The sequence below is a fragment of the Rhodococcus coprophilus NBRC 100603 genome (genome assembly GCF_001895045.1).
GTDB lineage: Bacteria > Actinomycetota > Actinomycetes > Mycobacteriales > Mycobacteriaceae > Rhodococcus > Rhodococcus coprophilus.
The window spans coordinates 1-24,576 of sequence record NZ_BDAM01000002.1; the positions used below are offsets into that span (position 1 = coordinate 1).

21 protein-coding genes are annotated in these 24,576 nt (G+C 68.3%); 1 reads left to right on the forward strand and 20 read right to left on the reverse strand.

The window, feature by feature from the left end; translation table 11 throughout:
- Positions 1-258: 258 nt before the first annotated feature.
- From tyrS to infC, 19 genes are all read right to left on the reverse strand, one after another.
- On the reverse strand, positions 259-1,536 hold the full coding sequence (gene tyrS / locus RDCOP1_RS04380) for a tyrosine--tRNA ligase (RefSeq protein WP_072698920.1): 1,278 nt from the start codon (positions 1,534-1,536) through the stop codon (positions 259-261).
- 7 nt (positions 1,537-1,543) lie between these two features.
- Entirely contained in the window at positions 1,544-2,170 is a 627-nt protein-coding gene (locus RDCOP1_RS04385; protein ID WP_072698921.1) for a DNA-3-methyladenine glycosylase, read from the reverse strand.
- A 13-nt stretch (positions 2,171-2,183) separates the two neighbouring features.
- A complete protein-coding gene (locus RDCOP1_RS04390; RefSeq protein ID WP_072699155.1) occupies positions 2,184-2,405 on the reverse strand; it encodes a Trm112 family protein in 222 nt (73 codons plus the stop codon).
- Positions 2,406-2,446: 41 nt separating this feature from the next.
- Positions 2,447-5,434 carry an acyl-CoA synthetase gene (locus tag RDCOP1_RS04395; protein WP_072698922.1) on the reverse strand — a complete coding sequence of 996 codons (2,988 nt, stop codon included), beginning with the start codon at positions 5,432-5,434 and terminating at the stop codon, positions 2,447-2,449.
- Between the two features lie 153 nt (positions 5,435-5,587).
- Positions 5,588-7,009 (reverse strand): argininosuccinate lyase, encoded by a 1,422-nt coding sequence (gene argH / locus RDCOP1_RS04400; RefSeq protein ID WP_072698923.1) that lies wholly within the window; start codon positions 7,007-7,009, stop codon positions 5,588-5,590.
- Between the two features lie 2 nt (positions 7,010-7,011).
- Entirely contained in the window at positions 7,012-8,211 is a 1,200-nt protein-coding gene (locus RDCOP1_RS04405; protein WP_072698924.1) for an argininosuccinate synthase, read from the reverse strand.
- Between the two features lie 47 nt (positions 8,212-8,258).
- A complete protein-coding gene (locus RDCOP1_RS04410; protein ID WP_072698925.1) occupies positions 8,259-8,774 on the reverse strand; it encodes an arginine repressor in 516 nt (171 codons plus the stop codon).
- Positions 8,775-8,776: 2 nt separating this feature from the next.
- Positions 8,777-9,706: an ornithine carbamoyltransferase gene (gene argF / locus RDCOP1_RS04415; RefSeq protein WP_072698926.1), complete on the reverse strand. Its 930-nt coding sequence runs from the start codon at positions 9,704-9,706 to the stop codon at positions 8,777-8,779.
- A 6-nt stretch (positions 9,707-9,712) separates the two neighbouring features.
- Positions 9,713-10,900, reverse strand: coding sequence for an acetylornithine transaminase (locus tag RDCOP1_RS04420; protein ID WP_072698927.1), 1,188 nt, complete (start codon positions 10,898-10,900; stop codon positions 9,713-9,715).
- A complete protein-coding gene (gene argB, locus RDCOP1_RS04425) occupies positions 10,897-11,871 on the reverse strand; it encodes an acetylglutamate kinase (RefSeq protein WP_072699157.1) in 975 nt (324 codons plus the stop codon). The genes RDCOP1_RS04420 and argB overlap by 4 nt, the downstream gene beginning before the upstream one ends.
- A gap of 23 nt (positions 11,872-11,894) precedes the next feature.
- Positions 11,895-13,127, reverse strand: a complete 1,233-nt coding sequence (argJ, locus tag RDCOP1_RS04430) for a bifunctional glutamate N-acetyltransferase/amino-acid acetyltransferase ArgJ (protein ID WP_111731649.1) — start codon at positions 13,125-13,127, stop codon at positions 11,895-11,897.
- Between the two features lie 32 nt (positions 13,128-13,159).
- Positions 13,160-14,233 carry an N-acetyl-gamma-glutamyl-phosphate reductase gene (gene argC / locus RDCOP1_RS04435; RefSeq protein ID WP_072698928.1) on the reverse strand — a complete coding sequence of 358 codons (1,074 nt, stop codon included), beginning with the start codon at positions 14,231-14,233 and terminating at the stop codon, positions 13,160-13,162.
- Positions 14,234-14,280: 47 nt separating this feature from the next.
- Positions 14,281-14,697: a PspA/IM30 family protein gene (locus RDCOP1_RS04440; protein ID WP_084722407.1), complete on the reverse strand. Its 417-nt coding sequence runs from the start codon at positions 14,695-14,697 to the stop codon at positions 14,281-14,283.
- Between the two features lie 127 nt (positions 14,698-14,824).
- Positions 14,825-17,311, reverse strand: a complete 2,487-nt coding sequence (gene pheT / locus RDCOP1_RS04445; RefSeq protein WP_072698929.1) for a phenylalanine--tRNA ligase subunit beta — start codon at positions 17,309-17,311, stop codon at positions 14,825-14,827.
- Positions 17,312-17,363: 52 nt separating this feature from the next.
- Positions 17,364-18,434, reverse strand: a complete 1,071-nt coding sequence (gene pheS / locus RDCOP1_RS04450) for a phenylalanine--tRNA ligase subunit alpha (RefSeq protein WP_072698930.1) — start codon at positions 18,432-18,434, stop codon at positions 17,364-17,366.
- Between the two features lie 93 nt (positions 18,435-18,527).
- Entirely contained in the window at positions 18,528-19,358 is an 831-nt protein-coding gene (locus tag RDCOP1_RS04455; protein ID WP_072698931.1) for a TrmH family RNA methyltransferase, read from the reverse strand.
- 38 nt (positions 19,359-19,396) lie between these two features.
- Complete coding sequence (gene rplT, locus RDCOP1_RS04460) at positions 19,397-19,777, reverse strand: 50S ribosomal protein L20 (protein WP_006553977.1); 381 nt, start codon at positions 19,775-19,777, stop codon at positions 19,397-19,399.
- Positions 19,778-19,847: 70 nt separating this feature from the next.
- On the reverse strand, positions 19,848-20,042 hold the full coding sequence (gene rpmI, locus RDCOP1_RS04465) for a 50S ribosomal protein L35 (RefSeq protein WP_072698932.1): 195 nt from the start codon (positions 20,040-20,042) through the stop codon (positions 19,848-19,850).
- Positions 20,043-20,109: 67 nt separating this feature from the next.
- Positions 20,110-20,820, reverse strand: a complete 711-nt coding sequence (infC, locus tag RDCOP1_RS04470) for a translation initiation factor IF-3 (protein WP_231923098.1) — start codon at positions 20,818-20,820, stop codon at positions 20,110-20,112.
- A gap of 340 nt (positions 20,821-21,160) precedes the next feature.
- On the opposite strand from infC, the gene RDCOP1_RS04475 reads away from it, so the two are divergent.
- The gene (locus RDCOP1_RS04475) at positions 21,161-21,526 is read left to right on the forward strand and encodes a DUF1844 domain-containing protein (RefSeq protein ID WP_072698933.1); all 366 of its coding nucleotides are present in this window, start codon (positions 21,161-21,163) and stop codon (positions 21,524-21,526) included.
- 70 nt (positions 21,527-21,596) lie between these two features.
- Here the strand turns inward: RDCOP1_RS04475 and uvrA are convergent, their stop codons facing one another.
- Positions 21,597-24,524 carry an excinuclease ABC subunit UvrA gene (gene uvrA, locus RDCOP1_RS04480; RefSeq protein ID WP_072698934.1) on the reverse strand — a complete coding sequence of 976 codons (2,928 nt, stop codon included), beginning with the start codon at positions 24,522-24,524 and terminating at the stop codon, positions 21,597-21,599.
- Between the last annotated feature and the right edge of the window lie 52 nt (positions 24,525-24,576).

The following is a 24,576-nucleotide window of genomic DNA, read 5'->3' on the forward strand; positions in this document are numbered from 1 at the left end:
TTTGCGTTTCGGACTTGTCCGCTTCCGCTCCGGGGCAACCGTTCCAACCTATCACCGTCGATCCGAGGAGCGCAACTTGTGTGCTTCTTGGTCTTCGGGCAGGTGCTCGAAGTGACTTACCCGAACACCAGTGAACTCCGTACCTTTCGGTCCGGGTCGGTGTCCGTGTCGCTCGAACGACGACAAAGTTACGCCGCCGCTAACGAGCCGTCAAATCCGCTGGTCAACGGCCCGAAAGCGGGCGGCGAACGTGCGGGGTCAGCCCCGATCGACGCGTACGCCGGCAAAGTTCCGCTTGCCCCGGCGAATGACGAGCCACCTGCCGTGGAGCAGCTCGCCGTCGCCCGGTGTCCACTCTTCCGACGACACCCGAACGTTGTTGACCGAGGCGCCACCCTCCTTCACCGTTCGGCGGGCTGCGCCCTTGCTCTCGCACAGACCCGTGGCGACGAGCAGGTCGACGATCGTGTCGGGCTCACCCGGGTGCAGATCCACCACCGACGCTTCGGTCAGGGCGGCGGCGAGCGTCGGCTCGTCGAGGTCGGCCAGTTCCCCGCGCCCGAAGAGGGCACGGCTCGCCAACTCGACGGCCGCGGTGTTCGCCGCGCCGTGGACGAGCGTGGTCATCTCCGCGGCGAGTCGCTTCTGCGCCTCGCGCGCGTGCGGCCGTTCGACCGTTGCGGTCTCGAGTTCGGCCAGTTCCTCGCGGTCGAGGAACGTGAACCAGCGCAGGTACTTCATGACATCTGCGTCCGCCGCGTTCACGAAGTACTGGTACCAGGCGTACGGGCTGGTCATCTCCGGGTCGAGCCAGAGGCTTCCGCCGCCGGTCGACTTGCCGAACTTCTTGCCGTCGGACGACGTCACCAGGGGGACCGTCAACGCGTGAACCGACGCGCCGTCGGTCCGGCGGTTGAGCTCGACGCCCGCGATGATGTTGCCCCACTGATCGGAGCCACCGACCTGGAGTGCACATCCGTAGTCGCGGCGAAGCTGCACGAAATCGTTCGCCTGCAGCAGCATGTAGCTGAACTCGGTGTAAGAGATGCCGTCGCCTTCGAGCCGTCGCTTGACGGTGTCGCGGGCGAGCATCACGTTCACCGAGAAGTGCTTGCCGATGTCACGCAGGAAATCGACGGCGGTCAGCTGCCCCGTCCAGTCCAGGTTGTTCGCGACCACGGCACCGGTCGGCGACTCGTCGAAGTCCACGAAGCGCTCGAGTTGCCCGCGGATCCGCTGCGCCCAGTCGGCGACGGTGTCGGCGGAGTTCATCGTCCGCTCCCCCACATCCCGGGGATCGCCGATCATGCCGGTTGCGCCACCTGCGAGGACGATCGGGCGGTGCCCGGCCCGCTGGAACCGTTTGAGTGCGAGAAGCGGGACAAGGTGACCGGCGTGCAAGCTCGGTCCGGTCGGATCGAAGCCTGCGTACAGGGTGATCGGACCTGCGTCGAGATCGCGTCGGAGTGCATCGAGATCGGTCGATTGGGCAATGAGCCCGCGCCAGGTCAGTTCGTCGAGAATGTGCTCAGTCACCGCTCGATCATCCCATTCGCGCTCGGAGCGCCGGCGCCCGTGGGCTCCGTCGATACGCCGAGACCCCGGGTGAGCCGGGAATCCACCGACGCCACGGCCGGTCCGCGGCGACGCTGATCCCGACGCGCGGTCCGGAGGCAACGGCGACTTCAGGACGTTGCTCCGGGAGTTCCAGGCGTACCCGCGACTGCTCGGAGAACATGTCGAGACCGTTATCGGAGATATCCAATCCTAGTGCCGCGGCGAGGTTTCCGGGTCCGCGGGCAAGCTTGTCGGCCGGCATTCCCGGCGTTCGTCGCTGCCGGGCGCACTCCTCACCCTCCACGACTTCACCTCCGCGCAGCAATACCGCGGCGGCGACGCCGTCGGGTCCGACCGAGATGTTCGCGCACAGATGCAGGCCGTAGCTGCGGTAGACGTACAGGTGACCGGCTGGTCCGAACATCACGGCGTTGCGTGCGTTCGGCCCCCGATACGAGTGCGCCGAAGGATCCGGCCACGGACCGTCCTCCGGGCCGCCGTACGCCTCGACCTCCGTCAACCGGATTGCGACTTCACCGACGCGAACCACTGCGCCGAGCAGGGCGCAGGCAGCCTCGACCGGGTCGAGGGTTGCGAGGTCCTGCGCGCTCATACCGGTCGGTTGGTCAGTCCTGGGTCCAGCCCGGGACGCCGCGCGCGACGTAGTCCTCATGCTCTGCGTCACCGACGGAGACCGCCTCGTCGATGAGCAGCACCGGGATGCCGTTCTCGATCGGGTAGGCGCGGCGCAGCCGGGGGTTGTAGAGAACCGTGTCGTCGACGAGAAGCAGCGGCCCCTTGTCCTCGGGGCAGGCAAGAATGTTCAACAGCGTGGGATCGACGGCCACGGGGGTCCTTCCGACTTCGTACACAACGGAACCGGTCCAGCCTACCGCGCGGCGGGGGCCGCCCCGGTCGCGCCCGCTGTCCATCGTGCGGCGACCGCCTTCGTGAATCTCCGGTATGTGCCGGTCTCCCGGTCCGCGTACCAGGAGCGGACGGTGGGAGTCGGCATGCCCCGTTCTCGCAGCGTGTCCGCAGCGGGACGGTACGACGGTCCGAGAGGGATCGACGGGACGATGTGGACCAGATCGGGTCGCTCACCTTCGGGAACGGTGTCGAGTGCGGCGGTGATCTCAGCGGCCGTCGGCGCCTTCTTGCCACGCAGAGTACATGCGGCGACCGCGATGTCGTCGTCTCCCAATGAAATTCCGTACGAGACCGCGAGGTCGATCCGCGGGATCATCCCGAGCACGTCGATGACCGGCTGGGCGTACACCGGGCCGTGCGCGGTGACGACCACACTTCGTTTGTTGTCGAGAAGCCAGTAGTCGCCGTCCGCGTCGCGGCGGAACAGGTTCTCCGTCGGGACCCACACGTCTCCCGGTTCGAAGACTCCACGCATGACGTTGCCGAGCGCTTCGCTCGCCGCACCCGGTTTTCCGAGGAGAAGACCGACCTCGTCGTCCGCGCACGGGCGCACGAAGCCCCGCTCGTCCTCGACGAGACGCCCGGTGAGGGGGTCGTAGGCCGCGAGACATACGGCAGCGCTGCCCGGCAGCGGGCGTCCCTTGGATCCGACTTTCGATCCGGACACGTTGGCGAGGATCACGTCGCCTTCGGCAGACGCGTAGAACTCCACCACCCGCGCGGGGGCGAACCGTTCGAGCGTGCGCCACCACAGGCCGGGAGGCATGCCGGACCCGATGAACAACCGGACCGGGTGACTCGCGTCGATGTGCAGGGACTGAGAGTCGAGCACCTGCCGCATCATCGACCACGTGTAGGTGACTACGGTGACGCCGTACCGATGGATCTCTTCTCCGAACTTCGCCGGGTTCAGTCCGTTCGACAGCGCGATCCGCGACCCGCCGGCGAGCGCGCCGCCGAAACTGACGAGCAGACCCGACGAGTGGTGCAGCGGAGCGAGGCAGTACATGGTGTCGCCTCGTCCCAGCGACGCTGCCGTGGCGGTACCGAATGCAGACAGCGCCCAGCGGTAGTTGGTGATCCGCTTGATTTCGAGCGTCGGTCCACCGCCCACGAAAAGGATGAATGCCAGTTCGCGGGCGAGACCGGGGTCGGGGACGTACCACCCCGGCAACTGGACATCGGAGATGTCGATGCGTTCGAGGTCTACGACGTCGGCGCCCGGAGCGACGTCGAGGTCGCGGACGTCGCCGCCCCCGAGCACGAGGACGGGCAGATCGGTCGCGACGGCGAGGTCGAGATTCTCGGGATCGGCGACGAGTTTCTCCACGCCTCCGAGCCGCGCGGCGGCGACCGCGTCCGGGCCCGGCGGGATCAGCACCGACACCGCTCCGAGCCTCGAGATCGCCGCCACCGCCGCCATTGCGCTCGGCCGGACGTTCATGAGCACCCCGACATGCATGGCGGGCCGGACGCCGTTGTCGACGAGACCGAGCACGATGTTGTCGATGCGGCGGTTGACCGCTTCGTAGGTGTAGACCCGGTCTTCGAAGATGAAGCACTCGCGTTGGGGTGCCCTGCGGCCCTGTTCCGCGAGGAGGCTTCCGACCGAGACGCGGGTGCGGGGCTGGATCTGGCCGAGGCGCGCGAGCCGCGGGAGCGCCCGCGCGGCTTCGCCGGACAGGTCGCGGGCACCGCGCACCGCGCCGGTGGCGACCTCGGCGATCCCCTTGCCGATATCGGCGCCCACGTCGGCGAGCGTGGCGACGGTGTGCGCCACGCGGCTACTGATGGAGACGCCGGTGTCCCCGACGCCGTCGGGGTCGGGTGCGGCCATCGGAGTGACCCCGACCGGCCTGTCCCCCATCCCTTCCCTCCACTGCACCCATTCGCTCGTGGCGGGCCAGGTCTGTTGCGCTGCAACGGATCCGACGACGAGCCCGAAGTGGCCCGCGCGCAGGGAGTACTCGTACACCTCAGCGCGCGGTGCTGCCTTGCGGACGCCGCGGACGGCGAGCGGCTGGCCGATGTCGTCGACCTCCCCGAGGAACGCGAGGATGGGACAGGTGATCTCCGCGATTGTCACGGCTTTGTCGTTGATCACGAAGCCGCCGCTGACCATCCGGTTGTGGGCGACGAACTGGCGCAGCAGGTCGGCGACGGCGGGACCGGACCACGCGACCCAGCCTTCGGTGTCGAGGAACCGGCGCTGCGGCTCCCGCGGCAGCAGGGCTTCGCGGTCGTGGAGTTGACGGAGGAAGTCGATGCGCGACCGCACCGTCTTGACCGGATCGAGGAACTGGAATCCGGTGCGCGCCATCCAGCCTGTGATCGCGAGACGGTTGAAGACGTGATCGGCGAGGAAGTCCGCCGACAGCGTCGCCACGGTTTCGGGGATACCGAAGGGCAGTGCGGCGAGCGTGTCGACGGGACTGCCGAAGGTGATGAGGCTGGCGATGTTGCGACTGCGGCGATAGGCGGCGGCCTGATAGCAGAACATGCCGCCCTGGGAATACCCACCGAGGTGTACGTCGCGTGCGGTGTAGGCGTGTATCCGGTCGACGATCTCGTCGAGGGCGAGGATGTGGTCGGTGAGGGTGCGGTCCCACCCGCCTTCTTCTTTGTCCGGTGATCCGAAGTCCACCACCCACGGATCGAGCCCGGCGGCGTGGAGGATGCCCACCGCCCCGCGGTCGCGCGTGACGTCGTAGACATCGGCGGACATCATCATCGGCGGCACCAGCACCACCGGAGGTCCGGACGCGGCGGTGTCCGAGTCGGGGTAGTAACGCCGGAGGCGGTACATCCCGGAGCGTTCCACGACCTGATAGGGCGAGGACGACGAGTCCGGTTCGAGCCCCCCGAACCGGATCACTTCGAGACCGTTCTGGGCCGTCGCGATCAGGCGACGCATCGGCCCGGTCACCGCTCTACTGTCCAGTCCCACGATCGCTTCCCTCCACGACGCAATGTCCCCGGTACATGATGGGTGTACGCGTAAGCCTGCCACATCCGCGATCCGGTCCCGGGCAATTCGGACGCTGCCCGGGACCGCGACGAGGAGATGACGGGCGACCGCCGTCGACCTACGCCGGTCGTATCAGCCGCGTACCCAGCTACGCAGCGCGGCTGCGGTCTCGCGGAGCGTCGCGAGTTGCTCGGCGACGCGAACTCCGGCGGTGCCGCCCCGGGCGTTTCGCGACGCGATAGAGCCCTCGACCGTGAGCACCTCGCGCACCTGCGGGGTCAGCGCGGGATCCACGGCGGCGAGTTCTTCGTCGGTGAGATCCTCGAGCCCCACGCCGCGGGCTTCCGCTACGCGGACGCAGGCACCTGCCGCCTCGTGGGCGACGCGGAACGGCACTCCCTGACGAACCATCCACTCCGCGATGTCGGTCGCGAGAGTGAACCCTGCGGGCGCGAGCTCGGCCATCCGGTCGGTGTGGAACGTCAGCGTCGACACGAGTCCGGCGATGGCCGGCAGCAGAAGCTCGAGCTGCGCGACGGAATCGAAGACCGGTTCCTTGTCTTCCTGGAGGTCCCGGTTGTAGGCCAGCGGCTGCGCCTTGAGCGTTGCGAGCAGGCCCGTGAGGTTTCCGATGAGCCTGCCCGCTTTGCCACGGGTCAGTTCGGAGACGTCGGGATTCTTCTTCTGCGGCATGATCGACGATCCGGTGGACCACGCGTCGGCGAGGGTGATATACCCGAATTCCGGTGTGCTCCAGAGGATCACCTCCTCCGCCATCCGCGAGAGGTCGACCGCGATCTGAGCGAAGACGAACGCTGCTTCTGCGGCGAAGTCGCGCGCACTGGTCGCGTCGATGGAATTGTCGGCGGCAGCGTCGAATCCCAGATCGGCGGCGATCGCGTCGGGGTCGAGCCCGAGGGACGAGCCCGCGAGCGCGCCCGACCCGTACGGCGACACAGCCGTCCGCCGGTCGAAGTCACGCAGCCGATCGACATCACGCAGCAAGGGATGCGCGTGCGCGAGCAGATGATGCGCCAGCAGGACAGGTTGTGCCGCCTGCAGATGGGTCTTGCCCGGCATCACCGCGTCGGGATGCGCGGCGGCCTGGCCCGCGATGGCTTCGACCACGTCGAGCACACCGTCGGCGACGCGCCGCGCGCTCTCGCGCAGCCACATGCGGAACAGTGTGGCGACCTGGTCGTTGCGGGAACGTCCGGCACGCAGGCGACCGCCCACCTCGGGTCCGACGCGCTCGATGAGACCGCGTTCGAGCGCCCCGTGGACGTCCTCGTCGGATTCTTCCGGGGCGAAGGCGCCCGACGCGACATCGGCGGCGAGGCTTTCGAGCCCCTCGAGCATGGTCGCCAGTTCGTCGTCACCGAGCAGCCCTGCCCGGTGCAGGACCTTGGCGTGCGCCTGGGATGCCCGCACGTCGTAGGGAGCGAGGACCCAGTCGAACTGGGTGGACTTGCTCAATGCCGCCATGGCGGCGGCCGGTCCGCTTTCGAACCGGCCGCCCCACAGGGAACCTTCGTTGGTGCCGTGGGTGGCCATGACTAGAGGCCCAGATCGCGCTTCGCGGCGACCTTCGACGACAGGCCGTGGATCTGGACGAAGCCCTTGGCGTTGGACTGGTCGAAGCTGTCGCCCTCGTCGTACGTGGCGAGGTTGAAGTCGTACAGCGACTCGGGGCTGCGACGTCCGTTGACGGTGATGTGCCCGCCGTGCATGGCCATCCGGATGTCGCCGGTGACGCGTTCCTGCGTGTTCTGGATGAACGCGTCGAGCGCGTACTTGAGCGGGGAGAACCAGAGGCCGTCGTAGACCAGCTCGCTCCAGCGCTCTTCGACGCGGCGCTTGTAGCGGCCGAGCTCGCGCTCGAGGGTGACGTGCTCGAGTTCCTGGTGCGCGGTGATCAGCGCGATCGCGCCGGGCGCCTCGTAGATCTCGCGGCTCTTGATGCCGACGAGGCGGTCCTCGACCATGTCGAGCCGGCCGACACCCTGCGCGCCGGCGCGCTTGTTGAGTTCCTGGATCGCCTCGAGCACGGACACGGGCTTGCCGTCGATCGCGACGGGGCGACCCGCCTCGAAGGAGACGATGAGCTCGTCGGGAGCCTGCCAGTTGAGGGTGGGGTCCTCGGTGTAGTCGTAGACGTCCTTGGTGGGAGCGTTCCACAGGTCTTCGAGGAAGCCGGTCTCGACGGCGCGTCCCCACACGTTCTGGTCGATGGAGAACGGGGACTTCTTGGTGACGTTGATCGGCAGGTTGTGCTCGGAGGCGAAGGCGATGGCCTTCTCGCGGGTCCAGGCGTAGTCACGCACGGGTGCGATGACCTGCAGGTCGGGCGCGAGGGCACCGAAGCCGACCTCGAAGCGCACCTGGTCGTTGCCCTTGCCGGTGCAGCCGTGCGAGACGATGGTGCCGCCGTACTCCCGGGCCGCCTTCACGATGTGCTTGACGATCAGCGGGCGGCTGATCGCCGAGACCAGCGGGTAGCGGTCCATGTAGAGCGCGTTCGCCTGCACGGTGGGCAGGCAGTATTCGTCGGCGAACTCGTCCTTGGCATCGACGACCACCGATTCGACGGCGCCACAATCGAGGGCGCGCTGACGCACGACCTCCATGTCCTCGCCGCCCTGACCGAGATCTATGGCGACGGCGACGACCTCCTTGCCGGTCTCCTTGCCGATCCAGCTGATGGCAACGGAGGTGTCCAGCCCGCCCGAGTAGGCGAGTACGACGCGATCGGCCATTGTCTTGTGCTCCTTCTTTTCTTCGTTTACGTCTAGATCTTGATGGGTCAGGCCAGTGATTCGAACAGGGCGGCCAGTTCGGCCCCTGTCATCGGTTCCCGGGCGATCACCGCGATGGTGTCGTCCCCGGCGATCGTGCCGACCACCTCAGGTAATGATGCCCGATCGAGTGCGCTGGCCAGATAGTGCGCCGCCCCCGGCGGGGTGCGGAGCACCGCGATGTTGCCGCTGGCGTCGGTGGAGACGAGCAGCTCACCGAGCAGCCGGGAGAGCCGATCTGTTCCGCCGGTCACTCCGCGGACGGGGCTGCCGTCCTCCGGCACGATGTACACGCCCGCTCCCCCGTCTGCGCCGCGCAGTTTGACGGCACCGAGTTCTTCGAGGTCACGGGACAGTGTGGCGGTGGAGACCTCGATGCCTTCGGCGGCGAGCAGTGTCGCGAGCTCGGTGTGGCTGCGCACCGCGCGGGTCGCCAGGAGCGCGGTGATGCGCGCCTGCCGTGCCGCCCGGGTGGGGGCGGCGCCGCCGACCCGTTCGGGAGCTCCCTGCGCGGTGGTGTCCACGGTCAGCTCCTGCGCTGCTCGAGCAGCCAGACGAGCAGCGCCTTCTGGGCGTGGAGCCGGTTCTCGGCCTCGTCCCACACCACGGAGCGGGGTCCGTCAATGACCTCTGCCGTGATCTCCTTCCCGCGGTACGCGGGCAGGCAGTGCAGCACGATGGAAGCGGGATCCGACAGTGCCAGGAGGTCCTCGTCGAGCTGGTAAGGACGGAACGGTGCCTCGCGGTCCTTGCCGTCGACTTCCTGTCCCATCGACACCCATGTGTCGGTGACGAGGACGTCGGCGCCGGTCGCCGCCGCGCGGGGGTCCTCGACGATCGTCACACTGCCACCGGTCTCCTCTGCGCGCCGGCGGGCTGCCGCGACGATGTCGGGATCCGGCATGAATCCACTGGGGGACGCGATGGTGACGTGCATTCCGGCGGTGACGCCGCCGAGCATCAGGGAGTTGGCCATGTTGTTGGCGCCGTCGCCGAAGTAGGAGAGCTTCAGGCCCTGGGTGCGGCCCTTGTGCTCGCGGATGGTCTGGAGGTCGGCGAGGACCTGGCACGGGTGGAAGGTGTCGGTGAGGGCGTTGACCACGGGCACGGTGGAGTGCGCCGCGAGCGTCTCGACCCGGTCCTGGCCGAAGGTGCGCCAGACGACGGCTTCGGTGAACCGGGAGAACACGCGCGCGGTGTCTTCGAGGGTTTCGCCCTTGCCGATCTGGGTGGATCCCGCGTCGACGACGATGGCGTGCCCGCCGAGCTGGGCGATCCCCGCGTCGAACGAGAACCGGGTGCGCGTGGAGGGCTTGTCGAACAGCACCGCCACGCTGTAGGGGCCCTCGAGCGGGCGCCGCGACAGCGGGGCCTTCTTGAGTTCGGCGGCGAGGTCGAGGATCTCGTTCTGTTCGGCGGGGGACAGGTCGTCGTCACGCAGAAGATGTCGTAGCACGGTTCTTCAGTTCCCTTCGCGGACGGCGGTATCCAGGATGGCGGGCAGTGCGGCGACGAAGCTCTCGGCCTGACTCTCGGTGAGGACGAGGGGCGGCGCGAGCCGGATCACGTCGGGTGCCGGGGCGTTGACGAGGAATCCGGCATCGCGAGCGGCGGTTTCGACGGCGGCGGATTTCGCGTCGGTGAGCACCACGCCGAGCAGCAGGCCCGAGCCCCTCACGTGCGAGACGAGGGGATGCCCGAGCGACTCGATGCCGGTGCTCAGGGTCTTGCCGACGGCATTGACGTGGTCGAGCAGGTTCTGCTCGTCGATGGTGCGCAGTACGGCGAGAGCCGCGGCGGCGCACACCGGGTTGCCCCCGAACGTCGTCCCGTGTTTGCCGGGCTGGAACAGGTCGGCGGCCGGTCCTGTGGCGAGGACGGCGCCGATGGGCAGGCCGCCACCGAGCCCCTTGGCGAGGGTCATCACGTCGGGGACGACACCGACTGCCTGGTGGGCGAAGAAGGTGCCGGTGCGGGCGATGCCGGTCTGGACTTCGTCGAGCACGAGGAGCGCTCCGCGTTCGCGGGTGATGCGACGAGCTTCGGCGAGGTATCCCTCCGGCGGTACGACGACCCCGGACTCCCCCATGATGGGTTCGAGGAACACGGCGGCGGTGTCCTCGTCGACCGCCGCGTCGAGGGCGGCGATGTCGCCGTAGGGAACGAACTCGACGCCGGGCGGCATCGGCTCGAACGGCGCTCGCTTGTCGGGCTGGCCGGTGAGGGCGAGAGCTCCCATGGTGCGGCCGTGGAATGCCTTCTCGCAGGCGATGATCTTCGGTCGTCCGGTGAGGCGTGCGATCTTGAAGGCCGCTTCGTTGGCTTCGGTGCCGGAGTTGCAGAAGAACGCGCGTCCGGGCTGCCCGAAGTGCCCGAGCAGTTGCTCCGCGAGTTCCACGACGGGCGCGGAGGCATAGAGGTTGGAGACGTGGCCGAGCTGCCCCAGTTGAGCGGTGACTGCCTCGAGAATCGCGGGATGCCGATGGCCGAGGCTGTTGACCGCGATGCCGCCGAGCAGGTCCAGGTACTGCATGCCGTCGGCGTCGGTGACGACCGCACCGTCACCGGCGACGAGCGCCAGTTTCGGTACGCCGTAGTTGTTCATGAGCGAGCCTGCCCAGCGTTGCTGCAGCTCGGACGTGCCGGTCATGCGTTTCCTTCCGTGGCGGGGAGCACCGTCGAGGGGTGTGAGGAAGTCTCCTGGGCCGGGGTGACCATCGTGCCGATGCCTTCCTCGGTGAACAGTTCGAGGAGCACCGAATGCGGTTGGCGTCCGTCGATCACATGGGCGCTGGGCACCCCGCCTTCCACGGCTCGCAGGCACGCTTCCATCTTCGGGACCATCCCGGAGTCGAGGGAGGGCAGCAGTTTCGCGAGCGTGTCGGTGTCGATGGCGGAGGTCAGCGACGAGCGGTCGGGCCAGTTCGTGTACAGCCCCTCCACGTCGGTGAGCACCACGAGCTTCTCGGCGCCGAGCGCTTCGGCGAGCGCGGCGGCAGCGGTGTCGGCGTTGATGTTGTGGACGACGCCGTCGATGTCGGGCGCGATGGTCGACACCACGGGGATGCGGCCGGCTGCGACCAGGTCGAGCACTGCGGCGGGGTCGACGGTGGTGACGTCGCCGACGAGGCCGATGTCGGTGTCGGCGCCCTCCACGACGACGGTGCGACGGGTCGCGGTGAACAACTGCGCGTCCTCACCCGAGATCCCCACGGCGTAGGGGCCGTGCGCGTTGATCAGGCCGACGAGTTCGCGGCCGACCTGGCCGAACAGCACCATCCGCACGATGTCCATGACTTCGGGAGTGGTGACGCGGAAACCGCCCCGGAATTCGCCTTCCATCCCCAGCCGCCGGAGCATCGCGTTGATCTGCGGGCCGCCGCCGTGCACGACCACCGGGTGGATGCCGACGGTGCGGAGGAACGCCATATCGGCCGCGAAGGCCGTTTTCAGTTCGTCGTCGATCATGGCGTTGCCGCCGTACTTCACCACGACGATCTTGTCGCGGAACTTCTGCAGCCACGGCAGTGCTTCGGCGAGGACGAATGCCTTCTGGTGTGCGGTCAGGCTCGCGATGGGGTCTGTGGCGATGGGCTCTGGGGCGATGGGCTCTGGGGTCATGCCGTCTCCGGTCGCAGGGGCGGTCATGACGAGTACGCCGAGTTCTCTTCGACGTATGCGTGCGAAAGGTCGGTGGTGCGGATCGACACCTCGGCATCGCCGAGCCCGAGATCGATGTCGAGAGAGATGTCGATGCCGGACAGGTCCACCTCGCGGGCGCCGGGGGCACCGACGCCGCCGATGCATACGGGCCGGCCGTTGAACATGACGGTGATGGTGTTCGGATCGAGTTCGATCGGGGCGATGCCGATGGCGGCGAGCACCCGTCCCCAGTTGGGGTCCGAGCCGAACAGCGCGGTCTTGACGAGGCTGTCGCGCGCGACGGTGCGGGCGCCGATGAGGGCGTCGTCTTCGCTTGCGGCGCCGCGAACGGTGACGGTGACGCGTTTGGTGACGCCCTCGGCGTCGGCCATCATCTGATCGGCGAGGCTGTCGCATACGGCGAGTACGGCCGCGTCGAGTTCGTCCTGGGCGGGGCTGACTCCGCTGGCGCCGGAGGCGAGCAGCAGCACGGTGTCGTTGGTGGAGGTCGCGCCGTCGATGTCGAGCCGATCGAACGTCTTCCGGGTGGCGTGGCGCAGTGCCCGGTCGAGTTGCTCCGGGGTTGCGACGACGTCGGTGGTGAGCACGCACAGCATGGTGGCGAGCGCGGGAGCGAGCATGCCGGCGCCCTTGGCCATACCGCCGACGTTCCAATTGCCGGCGTGGTGGAGCGCCGCCTGCTTGGGAACCGTGTCCGTGGTCATGATCGCGTGGGCGGCATCGGTGCCGCCGGAGATGCCCCCGGCGAGTTCGTGGACGATCTCGCCCACGCCGGCGAGGACCTTGTCCATGGGCAGCCGGTCGCCGATGAGACCGGTCGAGCACACGGCGATCTCGCCCGCTCCGGTCTCGGTCCCCCAGTTGCTCAGGGCGTCGGCGAGGGCTTCGGCGGTGGCGTGGGTGTCCTGGAAGCCACCCGGTCCGGTGCATGCGTTGGCGCCGCCGGAATTGAGGATCACGGCGCGCAGCGCGCCGCTGCTGAGGACCTGCTGGGACCACAGCACCGGAGCGGCCTTCACCTTGTTGGTGGTGAAGACCCCCGCGGCCGCGAGTTCGGGGCCCTCGTTGAGGACGAGGGCAAGGTCGGCGTTGCCGTTGACCTTGATTCCTGCCCGGATGCCTGCGGCGCGGAAACCTGCGGGAGCGGTCACGCCCTGGGTGCGGATGAGCCGTCCGCCGGCGATCTCCTCGGCGTGCGCGTAGGCGCCGTCCAGGTTGTCGTCCGTCGTGCTGTCGGTCAGGTCGGTCACGGCGCCACTCCTACGGTGGACAGGCCGGCGCCTTCGGGCAGGCCGAGCGCCAGGTTCATGGACTGCACCGCCGCTCCGGCGGTGCCTTTGGTCAGGTTGTCGAGCGCGGCGATCACGACCAGCAGGCCGGCGTCGGGATCGACGGTGACGGCGAGCTGGACGGCGTTGGAACCGATCACCGAGCCGGTGGCGGGAAGTACGCCCTCGGGGAGCACATGGACGAATGCTTCGTCGGCATACGCCTTCTCGTAGACGGCGCGGGCCTCGTCGGCGGTGGCCGTGGTCGGCGCCGTGCAGGTCGCGAGGATGCCGCGGGGCATGGGTGCGAGAACCGGGGTGAACGACACGGAGACGTCGGTTCCGGCGAGCGCCGAGAGGTTCTGCTTGATCTCAGGGGTGTGGCGGTGGGCGCCGCCGACGCCGTAGGCCCGCACCGACCCCATTACTTCGGAGCCGAGCAGGTCGACTCTCGGCGATTTGCCGGCCCCGGAGGCACCGGAGACCGCGACGATCTGCACCGACGGCTCCACGATGCCGGCGGCGACCGCGGGCGCGAGGGCGAGCGACGCGGACGTCGGGTAGCAGCCGGGTACCGCGATGCGGGTCGCGCCGACGAGCTTGTCGCGCGCGCCGGGGAGTTCGGGCATGCCGTACGGCCAGGTGCCGGCGTGGTCGGTGCCGTACCAGCGCTTCCAGTCGTCGCCGGAGGTCAGCCGGAAGTCTGCGCCGCAGTCGATGACGACCGTGGTGTCGGGAAGCTGCTCGGCGATCACTGCGGAGTGACCGTGGGGCAAACCGAGGAAGACGACGTCGTGCCCGGTGAGGCTGTCGAGGTCGGTGGGTGCTAGCACCCGGTCGGCGAGGGGCAGCAGATGCGAGTGGAACTCGCGGAGGGTAGCTCCGGCGTTGCCCCCGGCGGTGAGCGCGCCGATGACGAGCGAGCCGTCTGCGTACGCGGGATGGCCGAGGAGGAGGCGCAGGATTTCGCCGCCCGCGTAGCCGCTCGCTCCTGCGACGGCCACGCGTAGCGGCGACTGCGGCGTCGCCGTGAATGCCGGTGAATTACCCATACGATTGATTATGCACGATGGTGCAAATCATTTCATCGAGCGGTAGGTCACTCCGGGCGCAGCGACCGCCGGATCTCCGCGAGTTTGTCGGCCGCGGCCGCCTGCCGCGCCTCGTACTCGTCTTCGAGACTCCGGCCGGACACGCTTTCCCGGGCCAGTTCCTCCGCACCGATCGCCGTGGCCGACCGGTGCTCGATCTTCTCCCGCACCGAGTCCAGCGTGGGCACACCGTCGCGGGTGTATCCGGTGATCTCCTCGATCGTCGGCGCCCGGACCCCCGAACCGGCAGGACCGGGCTCGGTCGCCGGTTCCGGCTCGGTCGGCGGCACATCCGGGATGGCCGGTCCCGGCGGCACGTCGGGCACCGTGGGTGTCCCCGGTTCGGCCGGGGTGACGTCCGGCGCGGGCTCGTCCGGTGCCTCGGGCTCCGGTATGCGGCCGTGGTTCCGCTCGTCGGTACTCATATCTCCAGGTTACGTGCCACCGGCATCCGCGGGAGGTGACGTCCGGCAACCTGGGACGACACCCCCGGCGGCAGTGCTCTCAGTGACGACGACCTCGGTGACGACGACGACCTCAGCGACGACGACTTCAGCGACGCATCTCTGCGCCCACCGCCGCCGCAGCGGCCGCGACCGCAGCGTCACGTGCGGCACTCGCCTCGCCCTCCGTCAGAGTGCGGTCCGGCGCCCGGAACCGCAGCGCAAAGGCGAGCGACTTTCGGTTCTCGCCGACCTGCGCACCCTCGAACACGTCGAACAACCGGATGTCTTCGAGCAGTTCCCCGCCACCGGAGCGCAGCGCGGCTTCGACAGACGCGGCCGGCACTGCCGCATCCACCACCACCGCGACATCTTGCAGCACCGCCGGGAACGGCGAGACCACGGGAGCGGGCAGCGACTCCACGATCGGGAGGGCGTCGAGGTCGAGTTCGAAGGCGCAGGTGCGCGCCGGGAGCCCTGCCCGTTCGACCACGGCAGGGTGCAGTTCGCCGGCGTAACCGACGACGACGTCGTCGACGACGAGTTCCGCGCACCGTCCCGGATGCCACGGAAGGTGTTGCGCAGCACGGCGTTCGAGCCGAACGCCTGCGGCCCTGGCGATGGTCTCGGCGGCGGCGAAGGCGTCGGAGGCTTCGACGGCGCGCCCGGGTCCCCACGGCCCGGCCGGCTCACGCAGTCCCGCGAGCACACCGCCGACGTGCACGGGCTGCGCCGGCAGCGACCCTTCGAGGGTCGCGATCTCCGTGTCGCTGGGCCGCCGATCGACGGGCAGCGGCGCAACCGACACCGTCTCAGGTCCGGGCTGCACCACCTGTGCGATCGAGAACAGCGCCAGGTCGCGCTGGCCGCGCGAGACGTTACGGGCCAGGACCTCGAGGAGGCCGGGCAGCAATGTGGTGGCCAGCTCCGGGCGGTCCGCTTCCAGCGGGTTGAGCACCTTGGTGGTGACGCGGCGCGGATCGTCGGCGTCGAGTCCCCAGCTGTCGAAGACGCCGGTGGGCAGGAAGACCGGTGCGAGCACCTCGACGTACCCGTCGTAGGCCAGCGCCCGGCCCACGGACCGGCGACGCTTCTGCGCCGGGGTGAGGCCGCGACCGGCGGGTGCGGCCGGGAGCACCGACGGGATCTGCTCGAGTCCCTCGAGTCGCAGCACCTCTTCGACGAGATCGGCGGGCTGACGCAGGTCGGGACGCCACGACGGCGGTGTCACCACCAGCTGACCGTGGCCGTCGGCGCCGACACCGACCTCGACGGCGCACCCGATCTGGGTCAGGCGACGGGCCGCAGTGCCGTTGGGGTAGGTCACTCCGGCGGTCCGGTCCGGCAGATCGATGTCCATCCGGATCGACACGGGTTCGGACGGAACGACGATGTCGGTCAGGGTCGACTCGACCGTGCCGCCGGCGATCTCGACGAGCAGGGATGCCGCGCGATCGAGTGCGGCGCGCGCGACGGCCGGGTCGACGGTGCGCTCGAAACGCTTGCCGGCCTCGCTCGAGAGCTTGTGACGACGGTTCCCGCGGAACACCGCGAGCGGATCCCAGGTAGCCGCTTCGAGGAGGATATCCGTGGTGTCGTCCCCGACCTCGGTGGTCGCGCCACCCATGATTCCTGCGAGGGAAATGACACCGGAGTCGTCGCAGATCACGACGTCCTCGGGATCCAGGTCACGCTCGACGCCGTCGAGGGTTGTGAGCTTCTCCCCCGCCCGGGCCCGGCGCACCACGATGTCGCCCTGGAGTGCGGCGGCGTCGAACGCGTGCAGCGGCTGGCCGAGTTCGAGCATCACGTAGTTGGTCACGTCGACCGCCGGGGAGATCGGACGCACGCCGGCGGTGTGCAGGCGGCGCTGCAGCCACCACGGCGACACGGCGTTCGGATCGATGCCCGTCACCCGGCGCGCCGCGAACCGGGACGCGTTCGTTTCCGGTTCGAGCCGGATCGGGTACGCCTCCCCACCGTCGGCCGGTAGCGGGGTGACCTGGGCGGGGTCGGCGAAGTCGAGGTCGAATCCGCAGGCCAGCTCGCGCGACAAGCCGCGGGCGGAGAAGCAGTAGCCGCGGTCCGGGGTGATGTTCAGTTCGACGATCGTGTCGCCGAGCCCCAGCAGGTCGTTCGCGTCCGTCCCGGGTTCGGCGCTGCCAGGCTCGAGAACCAGGATGCCCGAGTGGTCGGTGCCGATCCCCAGCTCGCTCACCGAGCAGATCATCCCGTCGGACACCTGCCCGTAGGTCTTGCGGCTCGCGATCGCGAAGCCGCCGGGGAGGACCGCACCGGGCAGAGCGGCGACCACGAGGTCACCTTCGGCAAAGTTGCGGGCGCCGCACACGATGCCGCGCGGCTCGTCCTCGCCCACCTCGACCTTGCAGAACCGGATGGGCTTCTTGAATCCGTCGAGCTCGGTGATCTCGGCGACCCGTCCGACCACCAGGTTGTCGATGCGTTCGAGGGTCTCGATGTCCTCGACCTCGAGCCCGACCCGGACGAATCCCGCGTCGAGTTCCTCGGCCGTGACGTTCCACTCCGGGGTGGCACGCTGCAGGATCTCGGTCAGCCAGGATTGCGCTACTCGCACTTGGGTTCAGCTTTCTCGTTCGTTTCGGGGCACGGATGGGCGGTGGAGGGCGTCAGCCCTGCACACCGAAGGGCAGGGTGAAACGCACGTCGCCTTCGACGATGTCGCGCATGTCGGAGATGCCGTTGCGGAACTGGAGTGTGCGTTCGAGGCCCATGCCGAACGCGAATCCGGTGTATACCTCGGGATCGATTCCCGAGGCCCGCAGCACGTTCGGGTTCACCATGCCGCAGCCGCCCCACTCGACCCAGCCGGCGCCGCCCTTCTTGTTCGGGAACCACACGTCCACCTCGGCGGACGGTTCGGTGAACGGGAAGTAGTTGGGCCGCATACGGGTCCGGGTCTCCGGACCGAACAGGGCACGGGCGAACGCGTCGAGGGTGCCGCGCAGATGCCCCATCGTCAGGCCCTTGTCCACCGCGAGGCCTTCCACCTGGGAGAAGACGGGCGTGTGGGTGGCGTCGAGTTCGTCGGTGCGGAAGGTTCGTCCCGGGCACACCACGTAGATCGGGATCTCCCGATGGAGCATGGTGCGCACCTGCACCGGCGAGGTGTGGGTACGCAGCACCTGGCGCGATCCCTCCGGTGCGATGTGGAACGTGTCCTGCATCGTGCGGGCCGGGTGATCGGGCAGGAAGTTGAGGGCGTCGAAGTTGAAGTGCTCGGTCTCGACCTCGGGTCCTTCGGCGATCTCCCACCCCATCGCGACGAACACGTCGGAGACCTGGTCGGAAATGATGCTGATGGGGTGCCGGGCACCGAGCGGGCGACGAGTCGCGGGCAGGGTGACGTCGACGGCTTCGGCGACGAGGACTGCCGCGTCCCGCTCGGCCTGCAGTTCGGCCTTGCGGGCGTCGAACGCGGCCTGCGCGGCAGTGCGGTGCGCGTTGACTCGCTTGCCCGCATCGGCGCGTTCCTTGCCGGGCAGGGAGCCGAGTGCGCGCTTGGCGAGCGAGATGGGTGCCTTGTCGCCGAGGTGGTCGACCTTGGTCCGAGCGAGCTCGTCGAGGTCGGCAGCGGCCGCGAACGCTTCGATTGCCGCCTTTTCCGCCGCGGCGAGAGCTTCCTCGGTCAAGGCGTTCGGATCGACTGCGGGCGGTGTGCCGCCCTCTTTCTTGGCCACGACCGGTGCAACTCCTTCTTCGGCGAACGGTGTTCGAAATTGTTCTCGCAGGCGCTGCCGCGACCGGGACGGTCGGGGGGCACCCGGCAAATCCTATGTGATGGGCCCGGAGACCCGGTCCTGCACCGGCGGACGGTGCTGGACCCGGGAGCTGGCGTACAGGCAGATCGACGCGGCGGTGGCGAGGTTCAGCGATTCGGCGCGGCCACGGATCGGAATACGGATCCGGTGATCCGCCCGGGCAGCGACCTGCGGATCGAGACCGTGGGCTTCGTTACCGAAGAGCCATGCCGTCGGACCGGCGAGCAGTTCGTCGGCGTCGTCGAGATCGACTTCTCCGTCGGCGGCGGTGGCAAGGATCTGCACCCCTGCATCGGATAGTGCCTCGAGGACGCGGGTGGTGTCCCGCTCCCGGGCGACGGGCAGGTGGAAGATGCTGCCCGCCGAGGCGCGCACGCATTTCCCGTTGTGCGGATCGACCGAATCACCGGCGAGAATCACCGCGTCGGCGCCGACGACGTCCGCGACCCGGATCAGGGTGCCGGCGTTGCCGGGTTCCGCGATCTCGACGGGCACCGCCAGGAGCCGTGGCCGAGCCGACAGCGCCGATTCGAGCGGCACGTCCAGGGTGTCGCACACGGCGACGATCCCGGGTGGTGTGACGGTGTCCGACAGGCGGGACGCGGCCTTCTCGGTCACGATCGCGACGCGGGCACCGGCGCGCTGGGCCGCGTCGACCGCAGTCCGGTAGCGATCGGCGGCGGCGTCGGTGACGAACAGTTCGTGGACGTGACCGGCGGCGAGCGCCTCGGTGACGGAGTTCTCACCTTCGGCGAGGAACCGTCCCGTCTTGCGTCGTTCGGCGGCCCGCAACAGTTTCACAGCAGAAACGACCCGCGGGGTGCGCTCGGTGAGCGGGTCCACGGGCCGTTCCTGTGTTGTGTCGTCGTTCAGCGTCGCGCTCAGGCAGCCGGAGCGTTGACGTCGGCCGGCAGCGCAGCCTTGGCGACCGCAACCAGGCCGGCGAAGGCCTCGGCGTCCGACACCGCGAGCTCGGCGAGGATCTTGCGGTCGACCTCGACACCCGCGGCCTTGAGGCCCTGGATGAAGCGGTTGTAGGTGATGTCGTTGGCGCGGGCCGCAGCGTTGATACGGCTGATCCACAGCTTGCGGAAGTCGCCCTTGCGAGCGCGACGGTCGCGGTAGGCGTAGGTCAGCGAGTGAAGCTGCTGCTCCTTGGCCTTGCGGTACAGACGCGAGCGCTGCCCGCGGTAGCCCTTGGAGGCCTCGAGAATCGAACGGCGCTTCTTCTGGGCGTTGACTGCCCTCTTCACGCGTGCCACTGGTTAAGTCCTGTCAAAGTTCGGGGGACGAAGTCGTTTCGTACCCGGAGAGCGGAAAGGTCGGGGAAGCTCAGAGGCCGAGCAGGCGCTTGACACGCGGGGTGTCGGCCGGCGCGACCACTGCCACGCCGTCGAGACGGCGAGTGACCGTCGAAGGCTTGTGCTCGAGAAGGTGGCGACGCCCGGCCTTCTGGCGCAGGATCTTCCCGCTGCCGGACACCTTGAATCGCTTCGCGGTGCCGCTGTGGGTCTTCGACTTGGGCATGGAGTCCTCAGTTCTTGTCGGTGTGTACATCGGTGCTCGCCGCAGCACCGGGGTGCTGCCGGAGCGGCTAGCTGCTTGGGGCGTCGCCCTGCTCGGCAGCCTGCTGCGGCGCCGGCGGGGTCGCGGGGGCCGAGGCCTGTGCGGCCTGCGCGGTGCTCGAGGGCTGCGCGGTGTTGACCGGTGCAGCATGGGCGGCTTCCTGTGCCTTCGCACGGGTCTTCGCGCCCTTGTGCGGGGCCAGCACCATCGTCATGTTGCGGCCGTCCTGCTTCGCGGAGGTCTCGATGAAGCCCAGATCGGCGACATCGGCACCCAGACGCTGCAGCAACCGGTAACCCAGTTCGGGGCGCGACTGCTCGCGGCCACGGAACATGATGGTGACCTTGACCTTGGATCCGGCCTCGAGGAAGCGAACGACGTTGCGCTTCTTGGTCTCGTAGTCGTGATCGTCGATCTTCGGCCGGAGCTTCTGCTCCTTGATCACGGTCATCTGCTGGTTCTTGCGCGATTCGCGCGCCTTCTGCGCGGCCTCGTACTTGAACTTGCCGTAATCCATGATCTTGCAGACCGGCGGCCGTGCGTCGGGCGCCACCTCGACGAGGTCGAGGTCGGCTTCGATGGCCAGGCGGAGTGCATCTTCAACACGCACGATTCCGACCTGTTCCCCTCCCGGTCCTACAAGACGGACCTCGGGAACTCGGATGCGTTCGTTGATGCGGGTCTCAGCGCTGATGTGGCCTCCTAGGTAGAACGGTGGGTCGGTGTGACCGCACCGCAGCAGGTGGCCCGAATTCCTCGACGAAAAGACCCCGCTGTGGTGCCGAGGCTCCACGCGGGGTCCGATACCGACCGGTCGACGAACTGCAGTTGCACTGCACCTACGCCCCTGCATCCCCGAGGATGCGGCATCCACGGTGCGAACACCGGGAAGACCGGACCACTGAACTGCATCTATTGTGCCGCCAGAGGTGGGAGTCGGACTCCACTTTGCTGCCCATGCTGGAAGGCACGGGCGGTCGTGAATCCGAGTCTAGCAAAGATGCCACCCGGCTTCGAATCGGACCGTGAGCGCCCACCCGGGCAGCGAGGCTCACGGCCGCAGTGGAATCCTCGACGGTATGACCGAGGCACCCGATCCCCAGGACCCCCACGTCGAACCCGAGGACGTCCGCGAACTCGCGGAGATCCCGGCCGTCGAGGTGATCAGCCGCGCCGCCGTGATGCTCATGAGCTCGGCCGCCGAGAAGCTGGGCCTCGGCGACGCCGATCCTCAGCAGAGCAGCCACCTCGACCTCGACGAGGCACGGCGGGTCATCACAGCGCTCGCCGGTCTCGTCACGGCTTCGGTGGAGTATCTCGGCCCGCATGCCGGACCGATCCGTGAGGGCCTGCAGGCACTCCAGCGGGCGTTCCGGGAGGCGTCGTCGACTCCTGACGAGCCCGGATTCGGGCCGGGTGAGAAGTACACCGGTCCCGTCTACTGAACCGGCCCCGACGAACAACGCACCCGGGACGCGACGGCCGAGCCGTCGCGTCCCGGGTGCTGTTGCGTGACTAGCCAGCGGCCGCGACCTTCTTCTTCGTCGCCCGCTTCCGCGCCGGAGCCTTCTTCGGCGCGGGAGGCGCAGGGGCGAGCGCCTCCGCGAGGAAACGCCCGGTGTAGCTCGCTTCGACGTCGGCGATGTCCTCGGGCGTGCCCTGCCCGACCACGGTGCCGCCGCCCGCGCCGCCTTCGGGTCCCATGTCGATCACCCAGTCGGCTGTCTTGATGACGTCGAGGTTGTGCTCGATGACGATGACGGTGTTGCCCTTGTCGACGAGCCCGTTGATCACGCCGAGCAGCTTGCGGATGTCCTCGAAGTGCAGACCCGTGGTGGGCTCGTCGAGGATGTACGCGGTGCGTCCGTTGGACCGCTTCTGCAGTTCGGCCGCGAGCTTGACGCGTTGCGCCTCACCACCGGACAGCGTGGTCGCCGGCTGGCCCAGCCGCACGTATCCCAGCCCCACCTCGGTGAGCGTCTGGAGATACCGGTGGATGGAGGTCACCGGCTGGAAGAATTCCGCGGCCTCCTCGATCGACATGTCGAGGACCTCGGCGATCGTCTTGCCCTTGTAGTGCACCTCGAGGGTTTCGCGGTTGTACCGCGCCCCGTGACATACCTCGCACGGCACGTAGACGTCGGGCAGGAAGTTCATTTCGATCTTCAAGGTGCCGTCGCCCGAGCATGCTTCGCAACGTCCACCCTTGACGTTGAAGGAGAAGCGTCCCGGCTGATAGCCGCGCACCTTCGCCTCTGTGGTGGCCGCGAAGAGCGTGCGGATCTTGTCGAACACACCGGTGTAGGTCGCCGGGTTGGACCGCGGGGTGCGGCCGATCGGTGACTGGTCGACGCGCACGAGCTTGTCCAGCTGATCGAGCCCGTTGACGCGGGTGTGACGCCCCGGCACCTGCCGGGCACCGTTGAGCTTGTTCGCCATCACCGTCGCGAGGATGTCGTTGACCAATGTCGACTTGCCCGAACCCGACACACCTGTCACGCAGGTGAGGACGCCCAGCGGGAACGAGACGTCGATGCCGTGGAGATTGTTCTCGCGCGCCCCCACCACTGTGATCTGCCGCTTGGCGTCGACGGGACGACGGAGCGCCGGGATCTCGATCGCTTCACGACCGGACAGGTACGCACCGGTGAGCGACTCGGTGTTGTCGAGTAGTTCCTTGTAGGTACCGCTGTGCACCACCCGGCCACCGTGTTCGCCCGCCCGGGGGCCGATGTCGACGACCCAATCGGATGCGCGGACGGTGTCCTCGTCGTGCTCGACGACGATGAGGGTGTTCCCGAGGTCACGCAACCGCGTGAGCGTGTCGATGAGCCGGCGATTGTCGCGTTGATGCAACCCGATGGACGGTTCGTCGAGCACGTACAGAACGCCGACGAGACCGGACCCGATCTGGGTCGCCAGCCGGATGCGCTGGGCCTCGCCACCCGAAAGCGTCGCGGCGGCACGTGAGAGCGACAGGTAGTCCAGGCCGACGTCGAGGAGGAATCCGAGCCGGGCCTGCACCTCCTTGAGTACCTGCCCGGCGATGGCCGCCTCGCGGCTGCCCAGGGTGAGGGTGTCGAGGAATTCGGCGCACTCGGCGATCGACAGATCGCAGACCTCCGCGATCGACTTGCTGTCGTGGTTGCCGGCGGTGACGGTGACCGAGAGGATCTCCGGCCGCAGCCGGGCGCCGTTGCATGCGGGACAAGGGATTTCCCGCATGTAGCCGTCGTAGCGTTCCTTCATCTGATCGGACTCGGTCTGTTCGAGTCGCCGATGCAGGAACGGCATCACACCTTCGAACTCGGCGTAGTACGAACGCACACGGCCGTACCGGTTCTTGTAGCGCACGTGCACCTGGTCGGTGCTGCCCTCGAGGACGGCCTTGCGGACCTTGGCGGGAAGCTTCTTCCACGGGGTGTCGATGTCGAAGCCCATGACGTCGGCCAAACCGGTGAGGAGCCGGGTGAAGTATTCGGCGCTCTGTCCCATCGACCACGGGGCGATCGCGCCCTCGGCGAGACTGATGTCCGGGTCGGGGACGACGAGATCGACGTCGACCTCCTTCCGGACTCCGAGCCCGGCGCATTCGGGGCACGCGCCGTAAGGCGAGTTGAAGGAGAACGACCGCGGCTCGAGATCGTCGATCGCCAAAGGATGCCCGTTGGGGCACGCCAACGATTCGGAGAACCGGCGCTCACGGTCCGGCGCATCCTCGTCGCGGTCGACGAAATCGAGCACGACCACGCCTTCCGCGAGACGCAAGGCAGTTTCGATCGAGTCGGTCAGACGCTGCTTGGCGCTCGGTTTCACCGCCAGACGGTCGACGACGACCTCGATGTCGTGCTTCTCCTGCTTCTTGAGCTTCGGCGGATCCGACAGCGGATACACCACGCCATCCACGCGAACACGCGAGTAGCCCTGGACGGTGAGCTGCTCGAACAGATCCACGAACTCGCCCTTGCGAGTACGGACGACCGGCGCGAGGATCTGGAACCGCGCGCCCTCCTCCATGTCGAGAACCTGATCGACGATCTGCTGCGGCGTCTGCCGGGAGATCTCCTCACCACACACCGGGCAGTGCGGCGTGCCGGCACGCGCATAGAGCAGGCGCAGGTAGTCGTAGACCTCCGTGATGGTGCCGACCGTCGATCGCGGATTGCGGTTGGTGGATTTCTGGTCGATCGAGACCGCCGGAGACAGGCCTTCGATGAAGTCGACGTCCGGCTTGTCCATCTGCCCGAGGAACTGCCGGGCGTACGCGGACAGCGACTCGACGTAACGTCGCTGACCTTCCGCAAAGATGGTGTCGAACGCGAGACTCGACTTGCCCGATCCCGACAGGCCGGTGAACACGATGAGGCTGTCGCGCGGTAGGTCCAGGTCTACTCCCCGTAGGTTGTGTTCCCGTGCTCCACGCACGATCAGGCGGTCCGCCACGCCATATCCTTCCTGTAGACACAGCCGATGTCCGGCCTTTGTCCATGGTAGG

Bases quoted from the DNA above. Each gene is read 5' to 3' on its own strand.
- RDCOP1_RS04405 (WP_072698924.1), bottom strand. From the start codon at position 8,211: ATGGCCGATCGCGTCGTACTCGCCTACTCGGGCGGGCTGGACACCTCC.
- rpmI (WP_072698932.1), bottom strand. From the start codon at position 20,042: ATGCCCAAGTCGAAGACCCACAGCGGCACCGCGAAGCGATTCAAGGTG.
- RDCOP1_RS04440 (WP_084722407.1), bottom strand. From the start codon at position 14,697: ATGAGTACCGACGAGCGGAACCACGGCCGCATACCGGAGCCCGAGGCA.
- RDCOP1_RS04385 (WP_072698921.1), bottom strand. From the start codon at position 2,170: ATGAGCGCGCAGGACCTCGCAACCCTCGACCCGGTCGAGGCTGCCTGC.
- argH (WP_072698923.1), bottom strand. From the start codon at position 7,009: ATGGCCACCCACGGCACCAACGAAGGTTCCCTGTGGGGCGGCCGGTTC.
- argB (WP_072699157.1), bottom strand. From the start codon at position 11,871: ATGACCCCAGAGCCCATCGCCCCAGAGCCCATCGCCACAGACCCCATC.
- RDCOP1_RS04420 (WP_072698927.1), bottom strand. From the start codon at position 10,900: ATGACCGGCACGTCCGAGCTGCAGCAACGCTGGGCAGGCTCGCTCATG.
- RDCOP1_RS04475 (WP_072698933.1), top strand. From the start codon at position 21,161: ATGACCGAGGCACCCGATCCCCAGGACCCCCACGTCGAACCCGAGGAC.
- argC (WP_072698928.1), bottom strand. From the start codon at position 14,233: ATGGGTAATTCACCGGCATTCACGGCGACGCCGCAGTCGCCGCTACGC.